Raw genomic sequence first — 23,711 nt, 5'->3', positions numbered from 1 at the left:
TCTTAGGCGTGCCCCACCCACACCCCGACGAGGTCGCGGCGGGTCGTGCGGCACGTCACGCGGACGGCCCGTGCCGCACGACGGACGACGCGTCAGACGTCGGCCGTGAGGGTCTTCGCGGCGTCGCGGTGGTCGATGCCCGCGTCGAGGTAGACGGGCCCGGACACGGCGTAGCCGAGCCGCTCGTAGAAGCCGATCGCCTGGACCTGGGCGGAGAGGAGGACGCGCACGACCGGGCGTCCGTCCTGTCCGGGGACAGCGTGCTCGGCGAGCGCGATCTCCTCCAGCGCGCGCATCACCGCGGCGCCGGCACCGGTGCCGCGCGCGACCGCGGCGACCGCGACCCGGCCGACGTGCACCTCGCCCGGGTGCCCGGGGTCCGTGAGGAGCCGGCCCGTCCCGACGACCTCCCCGTCCCGCTCGGGGTCCCGGACGAGCACGTGCGTGGTGGTCTCCGCGGCGTCCAGGTCGTCGATCTCCTCCTCGACCGGGACGCCCTGCTCGTCGACGAACACCGCGAGCCGCAGCGCGTGCGCGGCAGCCAGCCCGGCGTCGTCGACCACGCGCTCCACGGCGAGCCGGGCGTCGCCCGGCCCCGGGGCGGCGACGGTCACGCGTACGCCCCGCGCAGCACCTCGAGCGCGTGCGCGAGGTCGTCCGGGTACTCGCTCGTCAGCTCGAGCCACTGCCCGGTCGTGGGGTGCTCGAACCCGAGGCGCACGGCGTGCAGCCACTGGCGCGTCAGGGAGACGCGCGAGGCCAGCACCGGGTCGGCGCCGTACGTGAGGTCGCCGACGCACGGGTGCCGCAGCGCGGAGAAGTGCACGCGGATCTGGTGCGTGCGGCCCGTCTCGAGGTGCACCTCGACGAGGGACGCGGCGGGCAGCATCTCGAGGACCTCGTAGTGCGTGACCGACGGCTTGCCCTCCGCCGTGACGGCGAACTTCCAGTCCGCGCTCGGGTGCCGCCCGATCGGCGCGTCGATCGTCCCGGTGGTCGGCTCGGGGTGGCCCTGGACGAGCGCGTGGTACACCTTCTCGACCGTGCGCTCCTTGAAGGCGCGCTTGAGCGCGGTGTACGCGACCTCGCTCTTCGCGACGACCATGAGCCCCGACGTCCCGGCGTCGAGGCGGTGCACGATGCCCTGGCGCTCCGCGGCACCCGACGTCGAGATCCGGTACCCCGCGGCCGCGAGGGCGCCGACGACGGTCGGGCCGGTCCAGCCCGGCGACGGGTGAGCGGCGACCCCGACCGGCTTGTCGACGACCACCAGGTCGTCGTCGTCGTGCACGATGCCCATGCCCGGCACGGGCTCCGCGACGACCTCGACCGCGGGCGCGGCGTCGGGCACGTCGACCTCGAGCCACCCGCCCGGGACGAGCCGGTCGGACTTGCCGACCTCGCGTCCGTCGAGGCGGACCGCGCCGCTCGCGGCGAGCTCCGCCGCCCGGGTCCGCGAGAGGCCGAGGAGTCGGGACAGCCCCGCGTCGACCCGCTCGCCCGCGAGGCCGTCGGGCACCGGGAGCGACCGGAGGCTCACCGCGCCCCCTCGTCGTCGGTCCGCGAGACGGTCGGCTCGGGCACGGGCGTCGGCTCGTCGGCGTCGGCCGCGCTCGTCTCGCCGTCCTGGTCGTCACCGCCATGACGCGTCCCGTCCAGACCGATCCCGAGCACCGACAGGACGGCGATCATCACGGCCGCGGCCACGATCGCGATGTCCGCGACGTTGCCCACGAACCAGTTCGCGTAGGCGATGAAGTCGACGACATGCCCGCGCGCGAAGCCGGGCTCCCGGAAGAAGCGGTCGACGAGGTTGCCGAGCGCACCACCCAGCAGGAGACCCAGCGCGACCGCCCACGCGCGCGAGCCGATGCGGCGCACCATGCGCACGATGACGACGACGACCGCGACCACGACGATGGTCAGGAGCCACGTCATGCCGGTCGCGATGGAGAGCGCCGCACCGGGGTTGTAGATGAGCCGCAGCCCGAGCAGCGACCCCACGAGCGGGATCGTGTCGTCGCCGAGCGTCAGACTCGACTCCGCCCACCACTTGGTGAGCTGGTCGAGCACGAGGACGAGGACGGCGAGGACGACGGTCCACACGACCAGGACGCGGCGCGGACCGGGCCGGACGGCTCCTGCGGAGGGGTCGGCGGGCGTCTGCGGGGAGGTGTCGACGGGGTCGGTGGGCTCGGGGTGCGCGGAGGTGGACATCGGCGGCAAGTCTGCCACGTCGTCGCCCCGGGCGACGCGGCCCCCCGGCGCCCCGGCGCTCAGCGCCGCTCGGCGCGCTGCTTGGCCTCGACGGAGAGGTTCGCGCGCGGGAACGCCTGCAGGCGCGCCTTGCCGATCGGCAGCCCCGTCTCCTCGCACGTCGCGTACGTGCCGGCCGCGATGCGGTCGAGCGCGTGCGACGTCTGCGCGAGGAGGTCGCGCACGTTGTTGACGAGCGTCAGCTCCTGCTCGCGCTCGAGGGCGCTGGACCCGGAGTCGGCCTGGTCGTCACCGGCGCCGTCACCGGAGTGGCGCAGGAGGTTCGACAGCTCCTCGTCGGCGACGGCGAGCTCCCCCTCCAGCCGTTCCTTCTCGGCGAGCAGCTCCGCGGCGAGCTCCTCGGCCTCACGCAGGGTCCAGGGCTCCTCCCCGTCGCGCACGGGGAAGGACTTGACGTCCTTCGCGAGGTTCGGGAAACGGTCGCGCACGGCCGAACGGGCCGCGGTGGTGAGCTTGGTCATGTCGCCCCTCCAAGTTCGAGTCACGCGAGAGTAGACGCAGCGGCCGGCACGCACAACACACCACGCCGGACCGCCGAGGCGGGAGAGAGGCGCAGGTGCGAGGCGTACCGGCCGCTGCCGGACTGTCGACGCAGGTGCTAGATGCCGGGAGCGAGGTCGCTCGTGCGGCTCGCCCCGCCGACGTTGCTGCGCGGCGGGAGGGCGCTGCCCCGGTTGTCCAGGTCACCCAGCAGGTTCTGCAGGTAGCTCTTGAGACGCGTGCGGTAGTCGCGCTCGAAGATCCGCAGCTCGTCGATCTTGCGCTCGAGGAGCGAACGCTCCTGCTCGAGCTGCGAGAGCGTGCGGTGCGAGGTCTCCTCGGCCTCGCGCACGATGCGCGAGCCCTCCTCCTTGGCCTCCGCGATGAGGCGGTCGCCCTCCTCCTGGCCGGAGCGCACGTAGTCGTCGTGCAGCTTCTGGGCCAGCTGGAGCATGCCGGTCGCCGACTCGGGCTCCGCCGCGTTCTTCGTGACGACGGCCTGCGAGATCGGGGCCGCGCGCACGGGCTCCGGCTCGGGCTCGGGCGCCTTCGGCGTCTCGACGACGGGGGGCTGCACCGCAGCGCTGGACGCGTCGGCCCGGCTGAGCTCGGCGAGACGACGCTCCGCCGCAGCGAGCTTCGACTTGAGGTCCTCGTTCTCCTCCTGCACGGAGTTGAGGGTCCTCACCACCTCGTCCAAGAAGTCGTCGACCTCTTCGACGTCGTAGCCCTCGCGGAACTTCGTCGCCGAGAACTTCTTGTTCAGGATGTCCTCTGCAGTGAGCAGTGCCATCGGTTCACCTCATAGCGTTTGCGTGTCGGTCCGGGCGACCTCGCGATCACCAGACTCCAAAGTAGCGGACATTGCCCTCAGGGGCGGGGGCAGCCGCGCCGTCGCGCGCCGTCGGAACCGTGCCGACGACGTGCAGCGTGCGCGGGCGTGCGGTGGGGGTCGGGGCGAACCGGACGTAGCGGCCCGGTCCGGGCCGTCCAGACACCCCGATCGGGTGACGTGCGTCTCAGAGCGAGGACACGATCTGCGCCGCGATCGTCACCGCGAAGAACAGGATGATGAACGCGAGGTCGAGGCGCACCTGCCCCAGGGAGAGCGGCGGGATGAGCCGGCGCAGGGCGCGCAGGGGCGGGTCCGTCGCCGAGTAGATCACCTCGGCGAGCACCAGCAGGACCCCCCGGGGCCTCCAGTCGCGCGCGAAGAACTGCACCCAGTCGAACACGAGCCGACCGATGAGCAGCAGCAGGTAGAGCCAGAGCAGGAATCCGACGATGCCTGTGATGAGGTCCCAGATCACGGGTCAACTGTGCCAGACGCACCGCACCCGGCCCCGCCGGGGACACGCGCTACGCCCAGGGCGGACGCGCAGGAGGGACGGGCGCGTCACCGCGTCCGTCCCTCCGTGCGTGCGGCGCGTGCTCGGCGGGTGCACCGCGCCGCGCGCACGCTCAGCTCTGGTTGTAGAAGCCCGCGCGACCGGGGGCCGGCGCGGCGGCCTGCTCCTCGCCGGTGATCTCGACGTGCTCGGGCGAGAGCAGGAACACCTTGTTGGTGACGCGCTCGATGGCCCCGTGCAGCCCGAAGATGAGGCCTGCGGAGAAGTCGACGAGGCGCTTCGCGTCCGCGTCGTCCATGTCCGAGAGGTTCATGATCACCGGGGTGCCGCCGCGGAACGCCTCGCCGATCACGCGCGCGTCGTTGTACGACCGCGGGTGCACCGTCGTGATCCGCCGCAGCTCGGCCGCCGACATGCTCGTCTGCGGCACCTCGCGCGGCCCGAGCGCGCGGTGCAGCGGCGTCACCGGTGCCTGGTAGTCGTGCGCCACGTCCGCCCCCGTCTCGTCGAGCTCGTCGACGTACTCGTCCTGCTCGTCCTCGCCGCGATCATCAGCGAGGCCCAGATACAGCATGGTCTTGCGCAGCGCTCCCGCCATGGGCCTTGCTCCGTCCTCGATCGATCCTCGGTCCACCGGCCGTCGGACCGGTGCGTTCACGCTAACCGAGGGTGCGCGGCGAGCCCCGGACGACACGCCCGGCGTGCGCAACCTCGTGCGGAGGTCGGACCGAGCCCGCTCAGGTACCGGTGAGCGCCACGAGACCGGCGAACCGGCCGGTCGTCGTCCCGTGGCGCGTGGCGCGACGGTGCGAGAAGAACCGCTCGTCCTCGATCGTGCACGCCGGGACGCGGACGACGTCCGCCACGCCCGCGGCGACCAGGTCGGCGACCACCCCGGCCGGCAGGTCCAGCGCGGGCGTCCCCCAGGACGTCGTCGACCACGTGGCCGGACGCGCGAGCGCGACGTCGTCCCGCATCGTCGCGGGGACCTCGTAGCAGCGCCCGCACGCGCTCGGCCCGACGGCGGCCCGCACCCGGTCGATCCGCGCGCCGGCGGCGACCAGGGCGTCCAGTGCCGCCGCGACCACCCCGTGCGCGAGCCCGCGGCGTCCCGCGTGCGCGACGCCGACCACGCCGGCATCGGCGTCCGCGAGGAGGACGGGCACGCAGTCGGCCACGAGGACGCCCAGGCCTGCGCCGCGGGACGCGGCGACGAGGGCGTCCGCCTCCCCCACCGTGTCGGCCGGGTCCGCACCGCGCGGCGCAGGCTCCACCGTCGCGACGCGGGTGCCGTGCACCTGCGTCGCGAAGGACGCCGGGACGCCGAGCCACGCGGCCGCGCACACACGGTTCGCGCGCACCCGGTCGGCGTCGTCGGTCACGTTCAGCCCGAGGTTGAGCGTGTCCCACGGCGCCGGCGAGACGCCGCCGGCGCGGGTCGTGAAGCCGGCGCGCACGCCCGGCCCGAGGTCAACCTCGAGCACGACGGGAGGGGCGGCGCCGTCGGCGCCGCCCCTCCCGTCCTGCACGGGCACGGCGCTCACGGCGTCCCGCGCCGCGTCGCGCGGCCGCGCCGCGTCACTTGAGGAAGTCGGGCACGTCGAGCTCCTCGACCTTGCGGCGCGGAGGCTCCTCGTCGAAGATCCGCGGCGGCACGTCGACGCCCTCGTTCTGCCCGCCCGGGACGGCCTCCGCGTTGTGGTTCCCGGCGTCGCCGGAACCGACCACCGTGAAGGGCGCGGGCGCCACGGGCTGCACCGGCACCGGGCCGTGCCCGCCGTCGAGCGTGACGGGGACGTCGTCGGCCTCCGGCTGGATCGGGACGACCGGGCGCGGCAGCGTGTGCGCGCCCGTCGTCGGTGCCGGCGGCACGGCGCGCGCGGCGGGCACGACCGGGATCGCGCTCGTCGCGGGACGCTGGGCACCGGCCACCTGGCCGAGCGCGCGCGCGTCGCCCCGCGCCTGCGGGGCACCGCCGTCGAAGCCGGCCGCGATGACGGTGACGCGGACCTCGTCGCCCAGCGCGTCGTCGATCACGGCACCGAAGATGATGTTCGCCTCGGTGTGCGCGGCCTCGTGGACGAGGCGGGCGGCCTCGTTGATCTCGAACAGGCCGAGGTCGGAGCCACCCTGGATGGAGAGCAGCACGCCGTGGGCGCCGTCGATGCTCGCCTCGAGGAGCGGCGACGAGATCGCCATCTCGGCCGCCTGCACCGCGCGGTCGTCGCCCCGCGCGTTGCCGATGCCCATGAGTGCGCTGCCCGCGCCCTGCATGACGGACTTGACGTCCGCGAAGTCGAGGTTGATCAGACCGGGGGTGGTGATGAGGTCGGTGATGCCCTGGACACCGGACAGCAGCACCTGGTCGGCCTGGTGGAAAGCCTGGAGCGCGCTGACGTTGCGGTCCGACATCGACAGGAGGCGGTCGTTCGGGATGACGATGAGGGTGTCGACCTCGTTGCGGAGGTTCTCGATGCCCTGGTCCGCCTGGACCGAGCGACGGCGACCCTCGAACGTGAAGGGCCGGGTCACGACACCCACGGTCAGCGCGCCGAGGGAGCGTGCGATGCGCGCCACGACCGGGGCACCGCCCGTGCCGGTGCCGCCACCCTCGCCCGCCGTGACGAAGACCATGTCCGCGCCGCGCAGCACGTCCTCGATCTCCTCGGCGTGGTCCTCGGCCGCCTTCTTGCCGACCTCCGGGTCGGCCCCGGCGCCGAGGCCGCGCGTGAGCTCACGACCGACGTCGAGCTTGACGTCCGCGTCGGACATGAGGAGCGCCTGCGCGTCCGTGTTGATGGCGATGAACTCGACACCCTTGAGGCCGACCTCGATCATCCGGTTGACGGCGTTCACGCCCCCACCGCCGATGCCGACCACCTTGATCACTGCTAGGTAGTTCTGCGGAGTTGCCACGTCAATGCCTCTCGATCGGTCAGCCCTGAACCTTCACCCTCAAGTAGAGGGTTATAGTTATGTCAGGTCGTTCATGGGTCGACCGTAGGTGTCGACGTGCCCATCATCAACGACCGTCTCGCGCGTGTCGGAGATCGCCACGCGCCCTTTCATCGCGTCACCGGGAGCCGCGGGGCCGAGACGTCGTACACGGTGACCCCCGCGTTCTCCGGGACGGCCCGGAGCGTCTGCAGGACGCGCACCTTCAGGGCCGCCTCCTCGGAGCTCCCCCACTCGACGACGACCCCGTCCCGCAGCGTCATGCTGACCGCGTCGCGCGTGGGCGCCGAGACCTCCGCGACCTGCGCGTGGAGGTCTGCCGGGAGCGCGTTGAGCAGCACGAGCGCGGCGTCGAGCGCGCGCGCCCCCTGGTCGTCGAGCGGCGCGTCGATCTCCGGCAGCCCCTCGGGCACCGCCGGGTCGGTGCGCACGTGGACGCCGTCCGCGTCCAGCAGCGCGAAGCCGTCGTCCACGGGCACCGCCACGACGGGCTCGCGCGACTCGAGGAGCACGGCCAGCCCCGTAGGCCACGCACGCCGGATCTCGACGTCGCGCACGCCGTTGAGGTCGAGCACCTGCTCGCGCAGCGCGACCGTGTCGAGCCGCGGCAGCGGCACGCCGTCCGCCGCGGCGACCACGTCGCGGACCTGCTGCGGGTCGATCACGGTGCCCTCGCCGGAGACGGTGACCCTGTCGAGGTCGAGGCCGAGCACGGGCGAGAAGAACGCGACCCAGGCCAGGCCGGCCACGACGAGGAGCCCCGCGACCCAGCCGAGGATGCGCGTGCGCACGCGGTGGCGGCGCATCGCGTCGCGCTCGGCGAGCCGCTCGGCCATGCCGTGCGAGACGACCCCGATCGGGGCGGCCGAAGCGCCGCGCGGGACCGACGTCGTCGTGCCCGCGCCGCGGCCCCCGCTGCGCGCAGCAGGAGGACGCCCGGCGGCGGGGCGGCCGCCCGACGAGCGCACGAGGTCGGAGCCCGGCGCCGCGACGCGGCGCACCGGCCGCGTCGGCGTGTCCTCGACCGGCGCGCGGCGCGCGCTCGCGGACGGGGCCGGCTTCGCGGGGCCCGGGTCCGCGGGCCGTCCGGCCCGCTCGCCCGCGCCCGACCGGCCCGGCCGCGGCGCGGCGGGACGAGGCTTGGGCGGCGGACGCATCAGGCCTCGCCCCCTCCGGGCGCCGGGGCGCCGTCGCGACGCGCGCGGATGCGCTCGAGGACGACGGTGCCCAGCTCCGTGACGTCCCCCGCCCCGACGGTGAGCACGAGGTCTCCCGGGCGGGCGGCGTCCGCGACGCGGTGCGCGGCCTCGACGCGGTCCTCGACCGCCGCGACGACCACGCCGGGGGCGTCGACCAGGTCGGTGATCGTGCGCGCGCTCACGGCCGGGTCCGGCTCCTCGCGCGCCGCGTAGACGCCCGTGACCACGACCTCGTCCGCACCGGCGAGCGCCTGCGCGAACTCGCGGGCGAACGTCGCGGTGCGCGAGAACAGGTGCGGCTGGAACAGCACGAGCACCCGGCCGCCGGCCGCGACGGGTCGGGCGGCGGCGAGCAGCGCGGCCACCTCGGTCGGGTGGTGCGCGTAGTCGTCGACGACGCGTACGCCGCCCGCCTCGCCGCGGGCCTCGAAGCGCCGGCCGGTGCCGAGGAAGCCGTGCGCGGCGGCGACCGCCGCCGCCGGGTCGACGCCGAGCACGACCGCCGTCACGACGGCCGCGGTCGCGTTGAGCGCGTTGTGGTGGCCCGGCACGCGCAGCCGCAGCTCGAGCTCGTCGACGCGCGCCGCACCGACCGTGCCCGTGAGCGACGCCCGCACCCCGGGTCGGCCCGCGTCCTCGGTGGGCGCCACGCCCGCGACACGCACGTCCGCGTCCGCGGACGTGCCGTACGTGACCACCGCTCCCCCGTCGCGCGCGTGCGCCACGGCGAGCGCACGCGCCCCCGCGTCGTCGGCGCACGCGACGAGCGTCCCGCCCGGGACGATCCGCGCGGCGAAGTCGACGAACGCCTGCTCGAACGCGGCCCGCGACCCGTAGTGGTCGAGGTGGTCGGGCTCGACGTTGGTGACGACGGCGACGTCCGGGGCGTAGTTGAGGAACGACCCGTCCGACTCGTCGGCCTCGGCGACCAGGACGTCCGACCCGAGATGGCCGCCCGCGACGGGGCCGACCTCGGTGAGCACCGTGCCGCCGATCGCGAACGACGGGTCGAGGCCCGCACCGCGCAGGACGGTCGCGATCATCGCGGACGTGGTCGTCTTGCCGTGCGCGCCCGCCACCGCGACGGACCGGCCGCGCGCCATGAGCGCGGCCAGCGCCTGCGAGCGGTGCAGCACACGCAGCCCGGCCGCCCGCGCCGCGGCGAGCTCGGGGTTCGTCTCGCGCACCGCGCTCGACACGACGACGGTGTCCGCGCCGGCGACGTGCGCGGCGTCGTGCCCCACCCACACCCGGACGCCGTCGGCGCGCAGGGCGGCGAGCGCGTCGCCGTCGCGCGCGTCGGAACCCTGGACCGGGACGCCGTGCGCGGCGAGGAGGCGGGCTACGACGGACATCCCCGCGCCGCCGACGCCGACGAGGTGGACCGTGCCGAGGGCCTCGAGCACGAACGGGATCCCGCCCGACGGCGCGGTCACGGTCGCGCCCCCGGAGCACCGGCGACCGCCTCGGCGACGAGGTCCGCGACGCGCGCGGCGCCGTCGCGCACACCCGCCCCCGCGGCGGCCGCGGCCATCGCGTCGAGCCGGCCCGTGTCGCCGAGCAGCGCCGGGACCTCGCGCGCGACCCACGCCGCGTCGAGCTGCGCGTCGTCGACGAGCAGGCCACCGCCCGCGGCGACGACGGGACCGGCGTTGAGCCGCTGCTCCCCGTTGCCGATGGGCAGCGGCACGTAGACGGCCGGGATGCCCAGCGCGGCGAGCTCGCCCACCGTGCCCGCGCCCGCGCGGCACACGACGAGGTCCGCGACCGCGAGCGCGAGCTGCATCTCGGCGAGGTACTCGCGCACGTCGTAGCGCGCCCCAGGACGGGCCGCGACGGCCGCGTGCGCGGCCTCGCGCACCGCGCCGTCCTTGCCCTTGCCGGTCAGGTGGAGGATCTGCGTACCCGTCCCGAGGAGCGCGCCGGCGGCCCCCGAGACCGCCTCGTTGAGGCTCTGCGCCCCGAGCGAGCCGCCGGTGACGACGAGCGTGCGCGCGCGGGGGTCGAGGCCGAGGCGCGCCGCGGCGTCCGCGCGCACCGCCGCGGCGTCCGCCGTCCGCGCGGCCACGAGGTCCTGGATCTCGCGGCGCAGCGGCAGCCCGGTGACGACGCCGCCCTTGAGCGGCGTGCCCTCGAACGTCACGCCGACGCGCGCGGCCCAGCGGGCGCCGAGGCGGTTCGCCAGGCCGGGGCGCGCGTTCTGCTCGTGGATCACGACGGGGACGTCGCGACGGCGCGCGGCGAGGTACGCGGGCGTCGAGACGTAGCCCCCGAAGCCGACGACGACGCGCGCGCCGGTCTCGTCGATGACGGCGCCCGCCGCGTCCACGGCGGACTTGAGGCGTCCCGGGAGGTTGACCCACTCCGCGCTCGGACGGCGCGGGAGCGGGACGCGCGGCACGTGCCGCAAGGGGTATCCCCGGGCGGGGACGAGGTCGTCCTCCAGACCGCCCGCGACCCCGAGCGCGGTCACCACCACTCCGGGCTCACGCGCCCGCAGCTCGTCCGCCACCGCGAGGAGCGGGTTCACGTGCCCCGCCGTCCCGCCGCCTGCGAGCACCACCGAACCGATCGTCGTCACGTACCTCGTCGTCCTTCCCTGCGGCGGGTGCCGCGTCCTGTCCGTCGTGCGGAGGTCTGTCGTGCGGAGCGCGGGGCGCCCCACGGGTCCGGGGTCACGGCCCGAGCGGCCACGACCTCCGGGGAGGTCATCGCGCGGCCCGACGCCCCGGGCGAGCGGCCCGGCCGACGACGGCGAGCGAGCGCCGCACGACGCTCCCCCGCGCGGCGAGCGCCTCGGCAGCGCCCGGTTCCGAGCGCGCGAACGAGATGAGCACGCCGAGCGCCGCCATCGTCATGATGAGCGCGGAGCCGCCCGCGGAGACGAGCGGCAGCGGGACGCCGATCACGGGCAGGAGCCCGATGACGACGCCGATGTTGATGAAGGCCTGGCCGACGATCCAGCACGCGATCCCGGCCGTCGTGATCTTCACGAAGGGGTCGGGGTGACGGCGCACGATCCGGCTCGTGGCGACGCCGACGATGACGAACAGCCCCAGCACCAGGAGCGTGCCGAGCAGCCCGAGCTCTTCGCCGATCACGGCGAAGATGAAGTCGTTGTGCGCCTCCGGCAGGTACGACCACTTCTCGCGGCTCGCCCCGAGGCCGACGCCCGTGAGCCCGCCCGTGCCGAGCGCGTAGAGGCCGTGCATCGACTGGTAGCACTCGCCGAGGGTGTCGGTGCACTCGCGGTACGTCGCCATGATGCGCGAGAGCCGGTCGCCGCCCGACTGGTTGAGGATGAAGACGTACCCGACGACGAACGCGGCGCCGCCCGCCCCGAGCGCGAGCAGGCGCCCGTCGGCGCCCGAGACGAAGAACGCCCCGGCGATGATCGCCATGACGACGAGCGCCGTGCCGAGGTCGTGCCCCGCGAGGACGAGCCCGACGACCGCGACCGCGACCGGCACGGCAGGGATCAGGACGTGGCGCCACTGCCCGAGCATCCGCTGCTTGCGCCCCAGGACGACGCCGAGCCACAGCGCGAGCGCGAGCTTCGCGACCTCGGCCGGCTGGAACGTGAAGAGCCCCAGGTCGATCCAGCCGGTGTTGCCGTTGACGTTCTTCGCGAGCGGCGTGAACACGAGCATCTGCAGCCCGAGCGCCACGAAGAGCGCGGGCCACGCGAGCCGCTTGTACCACTCGACCGGCACGCGCGTGGCGACGAGCAGGACGGGCAGGCCCATGAGGGCGAACTTCGCCTGCTCGAAGAACGCCCCGAACGGCGACTGGCCCGCGGCGATCTGCGTGACCGCCGAGCTGGAGAACACCATGACCAGACCGATGATCGCGAGCAGCGCCGTCGCACCGACGAGGAGGTAGTAGCTCGTCACCGTGCTGTTCCACTGGCCGAGCCACGGCCGCTCGGCGGGCGCGGGCCGCGGGCGTCGCGGCTCGCGCGTCGTCGTGCGGCCCCGCGGCACCGTCCGGCTCGTGCCGGCGCGGGGGACGGTGCGCGTCGAGGGCGCGCCTCGTCCGTTCGCGGTCTGGGTCATGGGCGGCCCGGCCTACCCGTGGTCGGGGCGCAGGGCGCGCGCCGCCTCGGCGAACGCCTCGCCGCGCGCGGCGTACGAGCGGAACTGGTCCATCGACGCGCCGGCGGGCGCGAGCAGCACCGTGTCGCCGGCCTGTGCGAGGCGGCGGGCGGAGTCGACGGCGCGGGGCATCACGGTCCCAGTGTCGCCAGGATCCACGCGCACGACGGGGATATCGGGCGCGTGTCGGGCGAGCGCACCGGCGAACGGCTCCGCGTCGAGGCCGATGAGCACGACGGCGCGCAGCCGGTCGGCGCGCGCGGCGACGAGCTCGTCGAACGACGCCCCCTTCGCGAGGCCCCCCGCGACCCACACGACCGTCCCCGGTGCGAACGCCGCGAGCGACGCGGACGCGGCGTGCGCGTTCGTCGCCTTGGAGTCGTCGACGTAGGCCACCCCGTCGACCGACGCGACCTGCTCGATGCGGTGCGACCCCGTGCGGAACGCGCGCAGCCCGTCTCTCACCGCGACGGCCGGGACGCCGTGCGCCCGCGCGAGGGCGGCCGCGGCGAGCGCGTTCGCCACGACGTGGGCGGGCACGACGCCGTCGGCGCCCGCGAGGTGCGACAGGTCGCCGAGCGTCGCGAGCTCGGCGGCGTGCGTGTGCCGGTCCGGCGCGTCCGCGGGCGCGTGGAACGCGCGGTCGACGAGCACGTCCTCGATGACGCCGAGCTGTCCGCGCGCCGGGGCGCCGAGCGTGAAGCCGACGGCACGCGCCCCCTCGACGACGTCCGCCTCGCGCACGAGCGCCTCGGTGCGGGGGTCCGCGACGTTGTAGACGCACGCGACCCGGGCGTCCTCGAAGACACGGCCCTTGTCGGCCGCGTAGGCGTCGATCCCGCCGTGCCAGTCGAGGTGGTCCGGGGCGACGTTGAGGACCGCCCCCGCCTCGGGGGACGTCGTGTGCGTGAAGTGGAGCTGGAAGCTCGAGAGCTCGACCGCGAGCACCTCGAGCGTCGGGTCGAGCACGGCCTCGACGACGGGCGTCCCCACGTTGCCGACCGCCGCCGTCCGCAGGCCCGCGGTGCGCAGGATCGTCTCGAGCATCTCGACGGTCGTCGTCTTGCCGTTCGTCCCGGTGACGGCGAGCCAGGGCGCGGGCCGCCCCGACGGCCCGGCGACGCGCAGGCGCCACGCGAGCTCGACCTCGCTCCACACGGGCACGCCCCGCTCCGCGGCGGCGACGAGCAGCGGGTGGCTCGGGCGCCAGCCCGGCGAGACGACGACGAGGTCCGTCGCCGTGAGGTCCACGTCCGCCGCGTCGTGCAGGTCGGCGTCGGCGGCCCCGTCGTCGAGCGTGACGACCGACGCCGCGCGCGGGCGGAGCGCCGCCGCGGCGGCGCGCCCGGACACCCCGAGGCCGGCGACGACGACGCGCGCACGCTCGAGCGGGACGGCGAGGTCGTGGGGGTCGCGTGCCACTAGCCGACCACCCACTCGGCGTAGAAGATCCCGATGCCCAGGGCCGCGAACAGTCCGGCGATGAGCCAGAAGCGGATGACGATCGTGACCTCGCCCCACCCCGACAGCTCGAAGTGGTGGTGCAGCGGCGCCATCTTGAACACGCGCCGCCCGGTCATCTTGAAGAACCCGATCTGGATGACGTCGGAGAGCACGATGATGACGAAGAGCCCGCCGATGATGAGCGCGAGGAACTCGGTGCGCGTGAGGATCGACAGGCCCGCGAGCGCGCCGCCGAGCGCGAGGGAGCCCGTGTCGCCCATGAAGATCTTCGCAGGGCTCGCGTTCCACCACAGGAACCCGAAGCACGCCCCCACGATCGCGGCGGCCACGATCGCGAGGTCCTGCGGGTCGCGCGTCTCGTAGCAGCTCGGCCCCGCCGACGCGAGGCGCTGGCAGGTCTGGTTGAGCTGCCAGATGCCCACGAGCACGTACGAGCCGAACACGATGAGCGAGACGCCCGTCGCGAGGCCGTCGAGACCGTCGGTGAGGTTGACCGCGTTCGACCACGCGGTGATGAGGAAGTTGGCCCAGAGCACGAACAGGATCAGCCCGACGGTGACCCCCGCGAACGCGAGGTCGAGGTTCGTGTCGCGCAGGAACGAGATGCGCGTGGACGCGGGCGTGCGGCCGTGCTCGTTCGGGAACTGCAGCGCCAGCACCGCGAACGCGATGCCGACCGCACCCTGGCCGATGATCTTCGCGCGGGCCGTGAGCCCGAGGCTGCGCTGCTTGCGGATCTTCGTGAAGTCGTCGAGGAAGCCGACGATCCCGAGACCCGTCATGAGGAAGAGGACGAGCAGCGCGGACACGCTCGGGAACCGCCCCGAGACGACGTACGACATCGCCCAGCCGAGCAGCGTCGCGCCGATGATGACGACCCCGCCCATGGTGGGCGTGCCGCGCTTGGTGAAGTGCGCCGTCGGGCCGTCCTGGCGGACGAACTGCCCGTAGTTGCGGTGCACGAGGAACCGGATGAACAGCGGCGTCCCGAAGAGCGCGACGAGCAGGGAGACGCCCGCCGCGACGATGATCGCGATCACGCGCGTTCACCCCCCGCCGCATCGGCGCCCGCGGCCGCCAGCTCGTCGCCGAGCCGCCACAGCCCGGACCCGTTCGAGGCCTTCACGAGCACGACGTCCCCCTCCTGCAGCTCGTCGCGCAGCAGCGCCGACGCCGTCTCCACGTCGGGGACGAAGCGCGTCTCGTCGCCCCACGACCCTTCCTGGGTCGCGCCGTCGTGGATCCCGCCGGCACCCTCACCGACCACGACGAGCAGCTTGACGTTCAATCGGACCACGAGCCGGCCGATGTCGTCGTGCGCGACGCGCGAGTCCTCGCCGAGCTCCAGCATCTCGCCGAGCACGGCCACGGACCGCCGGTCGCGCCCGGCCATGACGGCGAGCGCCTTGAGCGCGGCGCGCATCGAGTCGGGGTTGGCGTTGTAGGAGTCGTCGATCACCGTGATGCCGTCGGGCCGCTCGGTGACCTGCATCCGGTGCGGGCTCAGGGCGCGCGCGTCGGACAGCCGCGCGACGACGTCGGGCAGCGCGACACCGAGGCGCAGCGCCGCCGTCGCGGCGGCGAGGGCGTTGGTCACGTGGTGCTCGCCGACGAGGCCGAGCGTCGCTCGCGCGCTCGTGGCGGCGTCGCCCGCCGCGCCGGGGCGCACGCGCAGCGTGAAGGACGCCCGGCCCGTGCGGTCGATGCCCAGGTCCTCCGCGCGCACGTCGGCGGCGGGGATCGTCCCGAACGTCACGACCTCTCCCGGCGCGACGTCGGCCATCGCGGCGACCCGCAGGTCGTCCGCGTTGAGCACCGCGACGCCGCCGGGCGCGAGGCCCGTGACGATCTCGGACTTGGCGCGCGCCACGGCCTCGATCCCGCCGAACTCGCCCAGGTGGGCGCTGCCCACGACGAGCACGACCGAGACGTCCGGGGGCGCGATGCGCGTGAGGTAGGTGAGGTGACCGACGCCGCTCGCGCCCATCTCCAGCACGAGGAAGCGCGTGGACTCGTCGGCCTCGAGGACCGTGAGCGGCAGGCCGATCTCGTTGTTGAACGAGCCGCGCGGCACCACGGTGGGGCCCTCGGGGCGCAGGAGCTGGCCGAGCAGGTCCTTCGTCGTGGTCTTGCCGACGGAGCCGGTGACGCCGACCACGCGCAGGTCGCCGCGCTCGCGCAGCGTCGCGAGCACGTGGCGGGCCAGCTCGCCCAGCGCGGCCTGGACGTCGTCCACGACGACGCACGGCACGTCGAGCTCGCGCGCGGCGAGGACGAGCGTCGCGCCCGCGGCGACCGCGCCGGCGGCGTAGTCGTGGCCGTCGACGTGCTCGCCCGGCAGCGCCACGAAGAGCGACCCCGGTGCGACCCTGCGCGAGTCGACGACCACGGGCCCCCCGACCCGTACCTCCGGGTCGGCGGACAGGCGTCCGCCGGTCGCTGCGGCCACCTGCGCCGCAGTGAGCTCGATCATGCGTGGTGCTCCTTCAGGTCGGGGGTGTCGTGAGGCGTCGGCGTCGCGGGGCGCTCCTCGAGCGCGGCCCGCGCCTCGACGCGGTCGTCCAGGGGGTGGTCGACGCCGGCGATCTCCTGCCACACCTCGTGGCCGCGACCGGCGACCAGCACCGTGTCGTCCGGGCCCGCGGCGAGGATCGCCTCGCGGATCGCCCGGGCGCGCGGTGCGACCTCGAGCACGACGACGTCGCGCGGCTCGGGCGCGGCGGCCGCCGCCTCGCGCGCGGCCTGGGCGCCCGGGAGCACCTCCGCGCGGATCGCGGCCGGGTCCTCGCCGTGCGGGTCGTCGTCGGTCACGACGACGACGTCGGCGCCCTCGACCGCGACGCCGCCCATCGTGGGGCGCTTGCCGCGGTCGCGGTCGCCGGTCGCGCCGAACACGACGACGAGCCGGCCGGGGGTCGTGGGGCGCAGCGCGTCGAGCGCGAGCGCGAGCGCGTCCGGGTTGTGCGCGAAGTCGACGACGACGCGTGGGCGGTGCGGCGGCTCGGAGACGACCTCCATGCGGCCCGGGACCGCAGGGGCGAGCCCGCCCGCCGCCGCGAGCGCCGTCTCGAGGTCGCGCGCGTCCGTGCCCGCCTCGAGCACGAGGGCGAGGGCGAGGGCCGCGTTGGCGACGTTGAAGTGACCGGGCAGGGACGTCGTCGTGCGCACGCTCCGGCCGTCGCGGTGGCGCAGCGTGAACGCCGAGCCACCCGCCTCCGACGGCTCGACGTCGTGCACGGTCCAGTCCGCCGCGAGCTGCTCGGCGCCCACGGCGGCCGGGCTCACGCGCAGCGTCGCGACCGGGACGCGCGCGGCGGAGACCATGCGCTCGCCCCACGCGTCGTCGACCACGACGACACCGCGGCGCGCGTGCTCGGGCGTGAAGAGCAGGGCCTTGGCCTCGAAGTACTCCTGGAGGTCGCCGTGGAAGTCCAGGTGGTCCTGGCTGAGGTTCGTGAACCCGACGACGTCGTACACGAGCCCGTCCACGCGGTGGAGCGCGAGCGCGTGCGACGAGACCTCCATCGCGAGCGTGCGGACGCCGTCCTCGCGCATCGCCGCGAGCAGCGCCTGGAGGTCGGCGGCCTCGGGCGTCGTGAGGCGGCTCGGCAGGACACGGTCGCCCGAGCGCATCTCCACCGTCCCGATGAGGCCGCCCGTCCAGCCGAGCGCGCGCAGCGCGTGGTCGACGAGGTAGGTCGTCGTGGTCTTGCCGTTCGTGCCCGTCACACCGAACGTCGTGAGGTCCTGCGCGGGGGCGCCGTACACCCACGCCGCGACGGGACCGAGCAGCGCGCGGGGGTCCGGGGCGACGAGCACCGGCACGTCGAGGCCGGCGTCCGCGAGCAGGTCGGCGCCCTGCTCGTCCGTGAGGACGGCGCAGGCGCCGCGGCTCACCGCGGCGGGCGCGAACCGCGCACCGTGCGCCCGGGCGCCGGGCAGCGCGACGAAGAGGTCGCCCGCGTCGGCGGTGCGGTCGTCCGACGCCACCGACCACACCTCGACGGAGCCCGGTGCGGCGGGCGCGCCACCTGCGCGGACGTCGAGCCCGAACCGTGCCGCCAGGTCCGCCACCGACCGACGGGTGGTCGTGGCAGGGCGAAGACGGTCGATCGGGGATGTCACGTGTAGAACCTACCGTGCCGGGACGGGCGGCCCCGCAAGCCCGCGGGCCGCTGCGCCCGCCCGGGGGCGCGCTTCACGGGACCTTCACCGGCGACCGGGAGAGGGGCGGTGAGGTTCACCACGTCGTCGGGAGCGGCACGTAGGGCTCGGTGCTCGGCTGGACGCCCTCGTGCTCGAGGGTGAAGCCCATGATCTCGCTGAACACCGGGGCCGCGACGACGCCGCCGAAGATGGACGAGTGCGGGTTCTTGAGGAACACCGACACGGTGTACCGGGGGTCGTCCGCGGGCGCGACACCGATGAACGACGCCATGATCCCGGACAGGCGCCCGTCCTCGCCGGCCGCCTCCGCGGTGCCGGTCTTGCCCGCGACGCGGTAGCCCGGCACCGACGCGCTCGAGCCGGTGCCCTCCTCCACGACGGACTCCATCATGTGCAGCACCGTGTCCGCGGTCTCCTGGGAGACGACGCGCTCCGGTGCCGGCCGCTCCGCGGGCACGAGCTCGCCGCGCTCGTCCGTCGTCCCGGCGACGATGCTCGGCGTCGTCCGGACCCCGCCGTTCGCGATCGTCGAGAAGACGCTCGTCGCCTGGATCGCGTTCACCGACACGCTCTGGCCGAAGAGCACGGCGTACTCGGTGCGGCCGTCCCACGAGTCCGCCGGGTGCAGGATGCCCGCCGACTCGCCCGGCAGCCCGAGACCCGACTTCTGGCCGAAGCCGAACTTCCGCAGGTAGTCGTAGCGGACCTGCTTGGGGATCTTCTCGCCGACCTGGACCGTGCCCGTGTTCGACGACTGCGCGAGGATGCCCGCGAGCGTGAGGCGCTCGACCGGGTGGTCGTGCGAGTCCTGGAAGGTCTGGCCGTTCGGCGTCGTGTAGCGGTCGGGCACCTCGAACCGCGACCCGGCGTCCGCGTGGCCGCCCTCGATGGCCGCGGCCATCGTGATGACCTTGCCCGTCGACCCGGGGTCGAACACGTTCGCGACGGCACGGCTCGGGCGCGCGACCGCGTCCGTCGAGCGGTCGTTCGGGTTCACCGTGCCCGAGTCCGCGAGCGCGAGCACCTCGCCCGTCCGGACGTCCTGCACGACGGCGATCGCGTACTCCGCGCCCGTCTCGCTCACGGCCCGGTCGATCGAGTCCTGCGCCTTCCACTGCACGTCGCGCACGGTCGTGAGCCGGACGTTCCGGCCCGGCACCGCGTCGACGACGTCGCACCGGCCGGTGGGGATGAGCTGTCCGCCGAGGCCCGCCTCGCACCGGCGCGAACCGGGCGTGCCGGCGAGCACGTCGTCGTACGACGCCTCGATCCCTCCCCCACCGGTCTGCTCGTCGTTGACGAAGCCCACGAGGTTGCCGGCGACAGTGCCCGCCGGGTAGGTGCGCTCGCTCGTCATGGTCGTGCTCACGTACGCGGACAGCCGCAGGTCGGCGATCTGGCGCTGCACCTCGGGCGTGACGTCCTTCTCGAGGATGAGGTACCGCGAGGTGCCGACGAGGTCGGCCGCCAGCTCGACCGCGGACCGGTCGAGGATCGGCGCGAGCAGCTTCGCGACGCCGACCGCGCCGCCCTCCTCGAGCGGCTCGCCGGAGACGAGGTCGCCGGAGCGGGGTTCGAAGCGTGCGATCGCCTGGAGGTCGGCCGCGACGGTGTACCGGTCCACCGACGTCGCGAGCACCACGCCGTCGGCGTCCGTGATGTCGCCGCGGTGCGCGAGCGTCGTCGAGCTGCGCGTGCGGTCGTTCTGGGCCTCGGCCGCGAGCGCGGGCCCGCGGAGCACCTGGACGTTCACGAGCTGCGCGACGAACACCGCCGTGATCACGCCCGCCACGACGATGAGCCAGCGCTGCCGCCGCTCGGGTCGACCCGGCTCGCGCGTGCCCCGGGCCGGACGGGTCGGCGGACCGCCTGCGCCGCGCGGCGCGCGCGACGCCGGGGCACGCCCCGACGTGCTGCGCGTCGTCGACGTACGACCCGACGTCGTGCGCGCCGAGGTGGTGCGCGCGGTGACGGGTCGGCCCGCCGACGCCGGACCGTCGGGTGCCCGCCGGGCACCGGACGCAGGACGGCCCCCCGAGGAGGCCCGGGAGGCCGTGGTGGCGGGACGGGGGCGCGGGGTGCCCGCGGCCGGTCGTGACCGGCCGGTGCGCCCGGCGCCCGTACCTTGCGTCACTCCCCCGCCCCCTCCTGCGCGACGCCGAGGACGGTGCCGTCGGACAGCCGGACCATCGCCGGGTCCTGCGCATCGACCATGCCGAGGCCGCGCGCGGTCTCGGGCAGCGCCGTCGTCCGCTCGGCGACCTGCAGCTGCAGGCTCTGCGTGTCCTGGGCCACGCGGCTCACCTCCCGGCGCAGCTCCGACATCTCGTAGGAGTTGCGCGCCATCGTCGTGTTCACCAGGAGAGCACACAGGAGCGCGGCACCGAGGATCGACATGCAGACCACGAGGAACGGGACCTTGGAGCGCGCCTGCAGCGGCGCCCGGACGAGCTCGAGGCGCGAGCGCAGCGCCCGCTCGGACGCGCCGCCCGGCAGGGCGGTCAGCGACGGGCGCGGTGCGGGCGCCGGCCGGGCCGGGCGCGGGAGCGGGCGGGCGGCGGTCGACCTCTGTGCGCTCATCGTGTCGTCTCCCCCGGGTCGTGCGGTCGGTCGGTCGGTCGGTGGCCGGGCGCCGGCGAGCGGCGGCCGGCGGACGGGCGGCGGTGCGGCGGTGTCGGGCGGGTGCGCTCGGCCGCCCGCAGGCGCACGGACGCGGACCGCGGGTTCGTCTCGCGCTCCCCGGCCGGCGCTTCCTCGGCCCCCCGGGTCAGCAGGCGCAGGTAGGGCTCGTCCTGCTCGGGTACGACCGGCAGCCCGGCGGGCGCGCTGATCGTCGCGCCGGCGGCGAGCACGCGCTTGACGATGCGGTCCTCGAGCGAGTGGTACGACTCGACGACGATCCGCCCGCCCACGGCGAGCACGTCGACCGCGGCGGGGACCGCGCGCTCGAGCACCTCGAGCTCGCCGTTCACCTCGATGCGCAGCGCCTGGAACGTGCGCTTGGCAGGGTTGCCGCCCGTCGTGCGGGTGGCCGCCGGGATCGACGCGCGGACCAGGTCGACGAGGTCCGCGCTGCGCTCCCACGGCTGCTCATCGCGCCGGCGCACCACGGCCCGCGCGATCCGCGGGGCGAACCGCTCCTCGCCGTAGTCGCGCAGGATCCGGGTGAGCGCGCGCTCGTCGTACGTGTTGAGGACGTCCGCGGCCGTGAGGCCCACGGTGGGGTCCATGCGCATGTCGAGCGGGGCGTCGTGGGCGTAGGAGAACCCGCGCTCCGTCTCGTCGATCTGGAGCGAGGAGACGCCGAGGTCCATGAGCACGCCCTGGACGGGTGCCCCGACCACGTCCGCCACGACGGCGTCGATCTCGTCGTACACGGCGTGCACGGCGCGGAAGCGGTCGCCGAAGCGCGCGAGGCGGCGCGACGCGCGGTCGATCGCCTCGGGGTCGCGGTCGATGCCGACCACGCGCGCCGTCGGCACCTGCTCCAGGACGGCCTCCGTGTGGCCACCCATGCCGAGCGTGCAGTCGACGAGCACGGAGCCCGGCTCGCCGAGCGCGGGCGCGAGCAGGTCGACGCAGCGCTGGAGGAGGACCGGGACGTGCCGCTCGGCGGCGTCGTCGGGGGTGCTCGTCACGTCCTCCTCCTCTCTCTGCTGGTCGTCGTGCCGGTCGCCGGCTGGTCGTCGTGCTCGGGTGCTGCTGGTCGTGCCGCGCTGGGGACCCGTACGGTCAGGTCTCCCTCCGCGTCCTTTCTGGCGCCGGGGAAGTGCGCCAGACCGGGCGGGAGGAGGCCTCACCGTGCGGAGCCGGGGGTGCTCGGCCCTAGAAGCGCAGGTCCGGGAACACCTCCTCCGCGGTGTCGGAGTACGCCGACTCCTGCTCCGCGAGGTACGTCTCCCACGCCTGCGCGTCCCAGATCTCGACGCGCGTACCGGCGCCGATCACGGCGACGTCGCGGTCGAGCCCCGCGTACGCCCGCAGGGGCGCGGGGATCGAGACACGTCCCTGCTTGTCCGGGATCTCGTCGCTCGCCCCCGAGAGGAAGACGCGCAGGTAGTCCCGGGCCTGCTTGCTCGTCACCGGCGCCTGCCGGATCTGGTCGTACATGCGCCGGAACTCGTCCATCGGCAGCAGGAACAGACAGCGCTCCTGCCCCCGCGTCATGACGAGACCCGGAGCGAGCCGTGACCGGAACTTCGCGGGGAGGATGAGCCTCCCCTTGTCGTCCAGACGCGGCGTGAAGGTGCCCAGGAGCAGGCCGGAGGAACCACCGAGCACGTCGTCCACGAAGCCGGACATGCACCAGGCACCTCCCCTCCTTCTCCCTTCTGCTCCACGGTACTCCACTTCCCTCCACCGCTCTCGGTGAAACTCGCGAGTTTCACCCGTCTTCGCAGGATCTCCGCAGGTCAGCAGGGGTGGAGAACGGTGGAGGGGAGCACTCCCCAGGGCGCGTCGCGGACACCGCCCCGAGGCTCCGCCGTCGTGCGGCGGGCGGCTCCCGGGCGCGCCGGACGTTCGCAGGCGGGCCGACGGCGGGCGCGCTCGGCTGCCGTGGAGGGAGAGGGAGGGCCCGGGGCGGGACAGCCCGGCGCGACGGCCCCCGGGCACGGGTCGGCGGACCCTCCCCCGTCAACTAGGCTCTTCCCACCCGCGGTCTCGCCGGTCCGCGGCCCCTGCGCCACCGACGACGGAGGTCCCCGTGCTCCCCGACATCGCCCCTGTCGCGCCCTCCGACGAGCCCGGCGCAGGACACCTCGCCGGTCTCGACGAGCTGGTCGAGACGACCGGACGGATCCGCTCCGGCATCGAGTCCGTGGTCACCGGGCGGCCCGACCTCGTGACCGTCACCGTCGCCGTCCTCCTGGCGCAGGGGCACCTCCTCGTCGAGGACGTCCCCGGTGTCGGCAAGACCACGCTCGCCAAGGCCCTGGCTCGCACGATCGACTGCAAGGTCGGCCGCATCCAGTTCACGCCCGACCTCCTGCCGAGCGACCTCACCGGCGTCAACATCTACCGCGCGGCGAACCACGAGTTCGAGTTCCGCCCGGGCCCCGTCTTCTCCAACATCGTCATCGGCGACGAGATCAACCGCGCCTCCCCCAAGACCCAGTCGGCGCTCCTGGAGTGCATGGAGGAGGGCCAGACGACGGTCGACGGCACGACCCACATGCTCCCGAGCCCGTTCCTCGTCGTCGCGACCCAGAACCCGGTCGAGATGGAGGGCACCTACCCCCTCCCGGAGGCCCAGCGCGACCGCTTCATGGCACGCCTCACCGTGGGGTACCCGGACGTCGACGCCGAGCTGCGCATGCTCGACCGCCAGGAGACGGACAACCCGCTCGCGCACCTGCGGCCCGTGACCACCGGTGCGGACGTGCTGCGGTTCGCCCAGGTCGCGCGCTCGGTCCACGCGTCCACGGCCGTCAAGCGCTACGTCCTCGCGCTCGTCACCGCGACGCGCGAGCACCCGGGCCTGCGCCTCGGCGCCTCCCCCCGCACGACGCTCCAGCTCCTGCGCGCGGCGAAGTCGCTGGCCGCGATGGCAGGGCGCGACCACGTGCTCCCCGACGACGTGCAGTACCTCGCGGTGCCCGTGCTCGCGCACCGGCTCGTCGTCACCACCGAGGCACGACTCTCGGGCCAGGACGCCGAGGCCGTCGTCGCGTCCCTCGTGGCGCAGACGCCGATCCCCGCGCTGGACGCGACCGAGCGACGCTGAC

At 74.8% G+C, this 23,711-nt stretch carries 22 protein-coding genes; 1 reads left to right on the top strand and 21 read right to left on the bottom strand.

The features are described from left to right. Positions 1-92: 92 nt before the first annotated feature. The 21 genes from ABIE39_RS12190 to mraZ all read right to left on the bottom strand — a co-directional run bounded on the left by ABIE39_RS12190 (position 93) and on the right by mraZ (position 22,245). Positions 93-614: a GNAT family N-acetyltransferase gene (locus ABIE39_RS12190; protein WP_354051932.1), complete on the bottom strand. Its 522-nt coding sequence runs from the start codon at positions 612-614 to the stop codon at positions 93-95. Beyond that, on the bottom strand, positions 611-1,540 hold the full coding sequence (locus tag ABIE39_RS12185; protein ID WP_354051930.1) for an RluA family pseudouridine synthase: 930 nt from the start codon (positions 1,538-1,540) through the stop codon (positions 611-613). The genes ABIE39_RS12190 and ABIE39_RS12185 overlap by 4 nt, the downstream gene beginning before the upstream one ends. Beyond that, a complete protein-coding gene (locus ABIE39_RS12180; protein WP_354051928.1) occupies positions 1,537-2,217 on the bottom strand; it encodes a signal peptidase II in 681 nt (226 codons plus the stop codon). The genes ABIE39_RS12185 and ABIE39_RS12180 overlap by 4 nt, the downstream gene beginning before the upstream one ends. Positions 2,218-2,276: 59 nt before the next feature. Beyond that, complete coding sequence (locus ABIE39_RS12175; RefSeq protein ID WP_021482712.1) at positions 2,277-2,738, bottom strand: TraR/DksA family transcriptional regulator; 462 nt, start codon at positions 2,736-2,738, stop codon at positions 2,277-2,279. Positions 2,739-2,875: 137 nt separating this feature from the next. After that, positions 2,876-3,550: a DivIVA domain-containing protein gene (locus ABIE39_RS12170; RefSeq protein ID WP_074810057.1), complete on the bottom strand. Its 675-nt coding sequence runs from the start codon at positions 3,548-3,550 to the stop codon at positions 2,876-2,878. Positions 3,551-3,776: 226 nt separating this feature from the next. Further along, entirely contained in the window at positions 3,777-4,067 is a 291-nt protein-coding gene (locus ABIE39_RS12165; RefSeq protein ID WP_021482710.1) for a YggT family protein, read from the bottom strand. Positions 4,068-4,218: 151 nt separating this feature from the next. Continuing rightward, on the bottom strand, positions 4,219-4,704 hold the full coding sequence (locus tag ABIE39_RS12160) for a cell division protein SepF (RefSeq protein WP_034652914.1): 486 nt from the start codon (positions 4,702-4,704) through the stop codon (positions 4,219-4,221). Between the two features lie 139 nt (positions 4,705-4,843). Continuing rightward, complete coding sequence (pgeF, locus tag ABIE39_RS12155; RefSeq protein ID WP_354051926.1) at positions 4,844-5,650, bottom strand: peptidoglycan editing factor PgeF; 807 nt, start codon at positions 5,648-5,650, stop codon at positions 4,844-4,846. A 34-nt stretch (positions 5,651-5,684) separates the two neighbouring features. Continuing rightward, positions 5,685-7,022: a cell division protein FtsZ gene (gene ftsZ, locus ABIE39_RS12150; protein WP_175009533.1), complete on the bottom strand. Its 1,338-nt coding sequence runs from the start codon at positions 7,020-7,022 to the stop codon at positions 5,685-5,687. A gap of 149 nt (positions 7,023-7,171) precedes the next feature. After that, positions 7,172-8,218: a cell division protein FtsQ/DivIB gene (locus ABIE39_RS12145; protein WP_175009534.1), complete on the bottom strand. Its 1,047-nt coding sequence runs from the start codon at positions 8,216-8,218 to the stop codon at positions 7,172-7,174. Beyond that, positions 8,218-9,696: a UDP-N-acetylmuramate--L-alanine ligase gene (gene murC / locus ABIE39_RS12140; RefSeq protein ID WP_354051923.1), complete on the bottom strand. Its 1,479-nt coding sequence runs from the start codon at positions 9,694-9,696 to the stop codon at positions 8,218-8,220. Before murC ends, ABIE39_RS12145 begins: the two co-directional genes overlap by 1 nt. Next, positions 9,693-10,841 (bottom strand): undecaprenyldiphospho-muramoylpentapeptide beta-N-acetylglucosaminyltransferase, encoded by a 1,149-nt coding sequence (gene murG / locus ABIE39_RS12135; RefSeq protein ID WP_175009535.1) that lies wholly within the window; start codon positions 10,839-10,841, stop codon positions 9,693-9,695. The genes murC and murG overlap by 4 nt, the downstream gene beginning before the upstream one ends. A gap of 127 nt (positions 10,842-10,968) precedes the next feature. Next, complete coding sequence (gene ftsW / locus ABIE39_RS12130; RefSeq protein WP_175009536.1) at positions 10,969-12,315, bottom strand: putative lipid II flippase FtsW; 1,347 nt, start codon at positions 12,313-12,315, stop codon at positions 10,969-10,971. Between the two features lie 12 nt (positions 12,316-12,327). Then, on the bottom strand, positions 12,328-13,776 hold the full coding sequence (gene murD, locus ABIE39_RS12125) for a UDP-N-acetylmuramoyl-L-alanine--D-glutamate ligase (RefSeq protein WP_354051921.1): 1,449 nt from the start codon (positions 13,774-13,776) through the stop codon (positions 12,328-12,330). Next, a complete protein-coding gene (gene mraY, locus ABIE39_RS12120) occupies positions 13,776-14,858 on the bottom strand; it encodes a phospho-N-acetylmuramoyl-pentapeptide-transferase (protein ID WP_021483305.1) in 1,083 nt (360 codons plus the stop codon). The genes murD and mraY overlap by 1 nt, the downstream gene beginning before the upstream one ends. Continuing rightward, positions 14,855-16,291 (bottom strand): UDP-N-acetylmuramoyl-tripeptide--D-alanyl-D-alanine ligase, encoded by a 1,437-nt coding sequence (locus ABIE39_RS12115; RefSeq protein WP_354051919.1) that lies wholly within the window; start codon positions 16,289-16,291, stop codon positions 14,855-14,857. Before ABIE39_RS12115 ends, mraY begins: the two co-directional genes overlap by 4 nt. Then, on the bottom strand, positions 16,288-17,943 hold the full coding sequence (locus tag ABIE39_RS12110; protein ID WP_175009539.1) for a UDP-N-acetylmuramoyl-L-alanyl-D-glutamate--2,6-diaminopimelate ligase: 1,656 nt from the start codon (positions 17,941-17,943) through the stop codon (positions 16,288-16,290). Before ABIE39_RS12110 ends, ABIE39_RS12115 begins: the two co-directional genes overlap by 4 nt. 115 nt (positions 17,944-18,058) lie before the next feature. Next, positions 18,059-19,777: a peptidoglycan D,D-transpeptidase FtsI family protein gene (locus ABIE39_RS12105; protein WP_255437325.1), complete on the bottom strand. Its 1,719-nt coding sequence runs from the start codon at positions 19,775-19,777 to the stop codon at positions 18,059-18,061. 338 nt (positions 19,778-20,115) lie between these two features. Next, on the bottom strand, positions 20,116-20,565 hold the full coding sequence (gene ftsL / locus ABIE39_RS12100; protein WP_175009541.1) for a cell division protein FtsL: 450 nt from the start codon (positions 20,563-20,565) through the stop codon (positions 20,116-20,118). Then, positions 20,562-21,623: a 16S rRNA (cytosine(1402)-N(4))-methyltransferase RsmH gene (gene rsmH / locus ABIE39_RS12095; RefSeq protein WP_354051916.1), complete on the bottom strand. Its 1,062-nt coding sequence runs from the start codon at positions 21,621-21,623 to the stop codon at positions 20,562-20,564. The genes ftsL and rsmH overlap by 4 nt, the downstream gene beginning before the upstream one ends. Before the next feature lie 187 nt (positions 21,624-21,810). Next, the gene (gene mraZ, locus ABIE39_RS12090; protein WP_031316739.1) at positions 21,811-22,245 is read right to left on the bottom strand and encodes a division/cell wall cluster transcriptional repressor MraZ; all 435 of its coding nucleotides are present in this window, start codon (positions 22,243-22,245) and stop codon (positions 21,811-21,813) included. Positions 22,246-22,702: 457 nt separating this feature from the next. Here mraZ and ABIE39_RS12085 point away from each other — a divergent pair, with 457 nt between their 5' ends. After that, positions 22,703-23,710: an AAA family ATPase gene (locus ABIE39_RS12085; protein WP_222592415.1), complete on the top strand. Its 1,008-nt coding sequence runs from the start codon at positions 22,703-22,705 to the stop codon at positions 23,708-23,710. Position 23,711 lies beyond the last annotated feature (1 nt).

Origin of the sequence: Cellulosimicrobium sp. 4261 (assembly GCF_040546915.1) — a bacterium.
GTDB lineage: Bacteria > Actinomycetota > Actinomycetes > Actinomycetales > Cellulomonadaceae > Cellulosimicrobium > Cellulosimicrobium cinnabarinum.
The sequence above is the reverse complement of the archived record's forward strand: the minus strand, read 5'-3'. Positions and strand labels throughout refer to the sequence as shown.

What these genes read in the sequence shown, in the direction of transcription:
- ABIE39_RS12145 (WP_175009534.1), bottom strand. Translation starts at nt 8,218, where the DNA reads ATGCGTCCGCCGCCCAAGCCTCGTCCCGCCGCGCCGCGGCCGGGCCGG.
- ABIE39_RS12175 (WP_021482712.1), bottom strand. Translation starts at nt 2,738, where the DNA reads ATGACCAAGCTCACCACCGCGGCCCGTTCGGCCGTGCGCGACCGTTTC.
- ftsW (WP_175009536.1), bottom strand. Translation starts at nt 12,315, where the DNA reads ATGACCCAGACCGCGAACGGACGAGGCGCGCCCTCGACGCGCACCGTC.
- ftsL (WP_175009541.1), bottom strand. Translation starts at nt 20,565, where the DNA reads ATGAGCGCACAGAGGTCGACCGCCGCCCGCCCGCTCCCGCGCCCGGCC.
- ABIE39_RS12170 (WP_074810057.1), bottom strand. Translation starts at nt 3,550, where the DNA reads ATGGCACTGCTCACTGCAGAGGACATCCTGAACAAGAAGTTCTCGGCG.
- ABIE39_RS12160 (WP_034652914.1), bottom strand. Translation starts at nt 4,704, where the DNA reads ATGGCGGGAGCGCTGCGCAAGACCATGCTGTATCTGGGCCTCGCTGAT.
- ABIE39_RS12180 (WP_354051928.1), bottom strand. Translation starts at nt 2,217, where the DNA reads ATGTCCACCTCCGCGCACCCCGAGCCCACCGACCCCGTCGACACCTCC.
- ABIE39_RS12115 (WP_354051919.1), bottom strand. Translation starts at nt 16,291, where the DNA reads ATGATCGAGCTCACTGCGGCGCAGGTGGCCGCAGCGACCGGCGGACGC.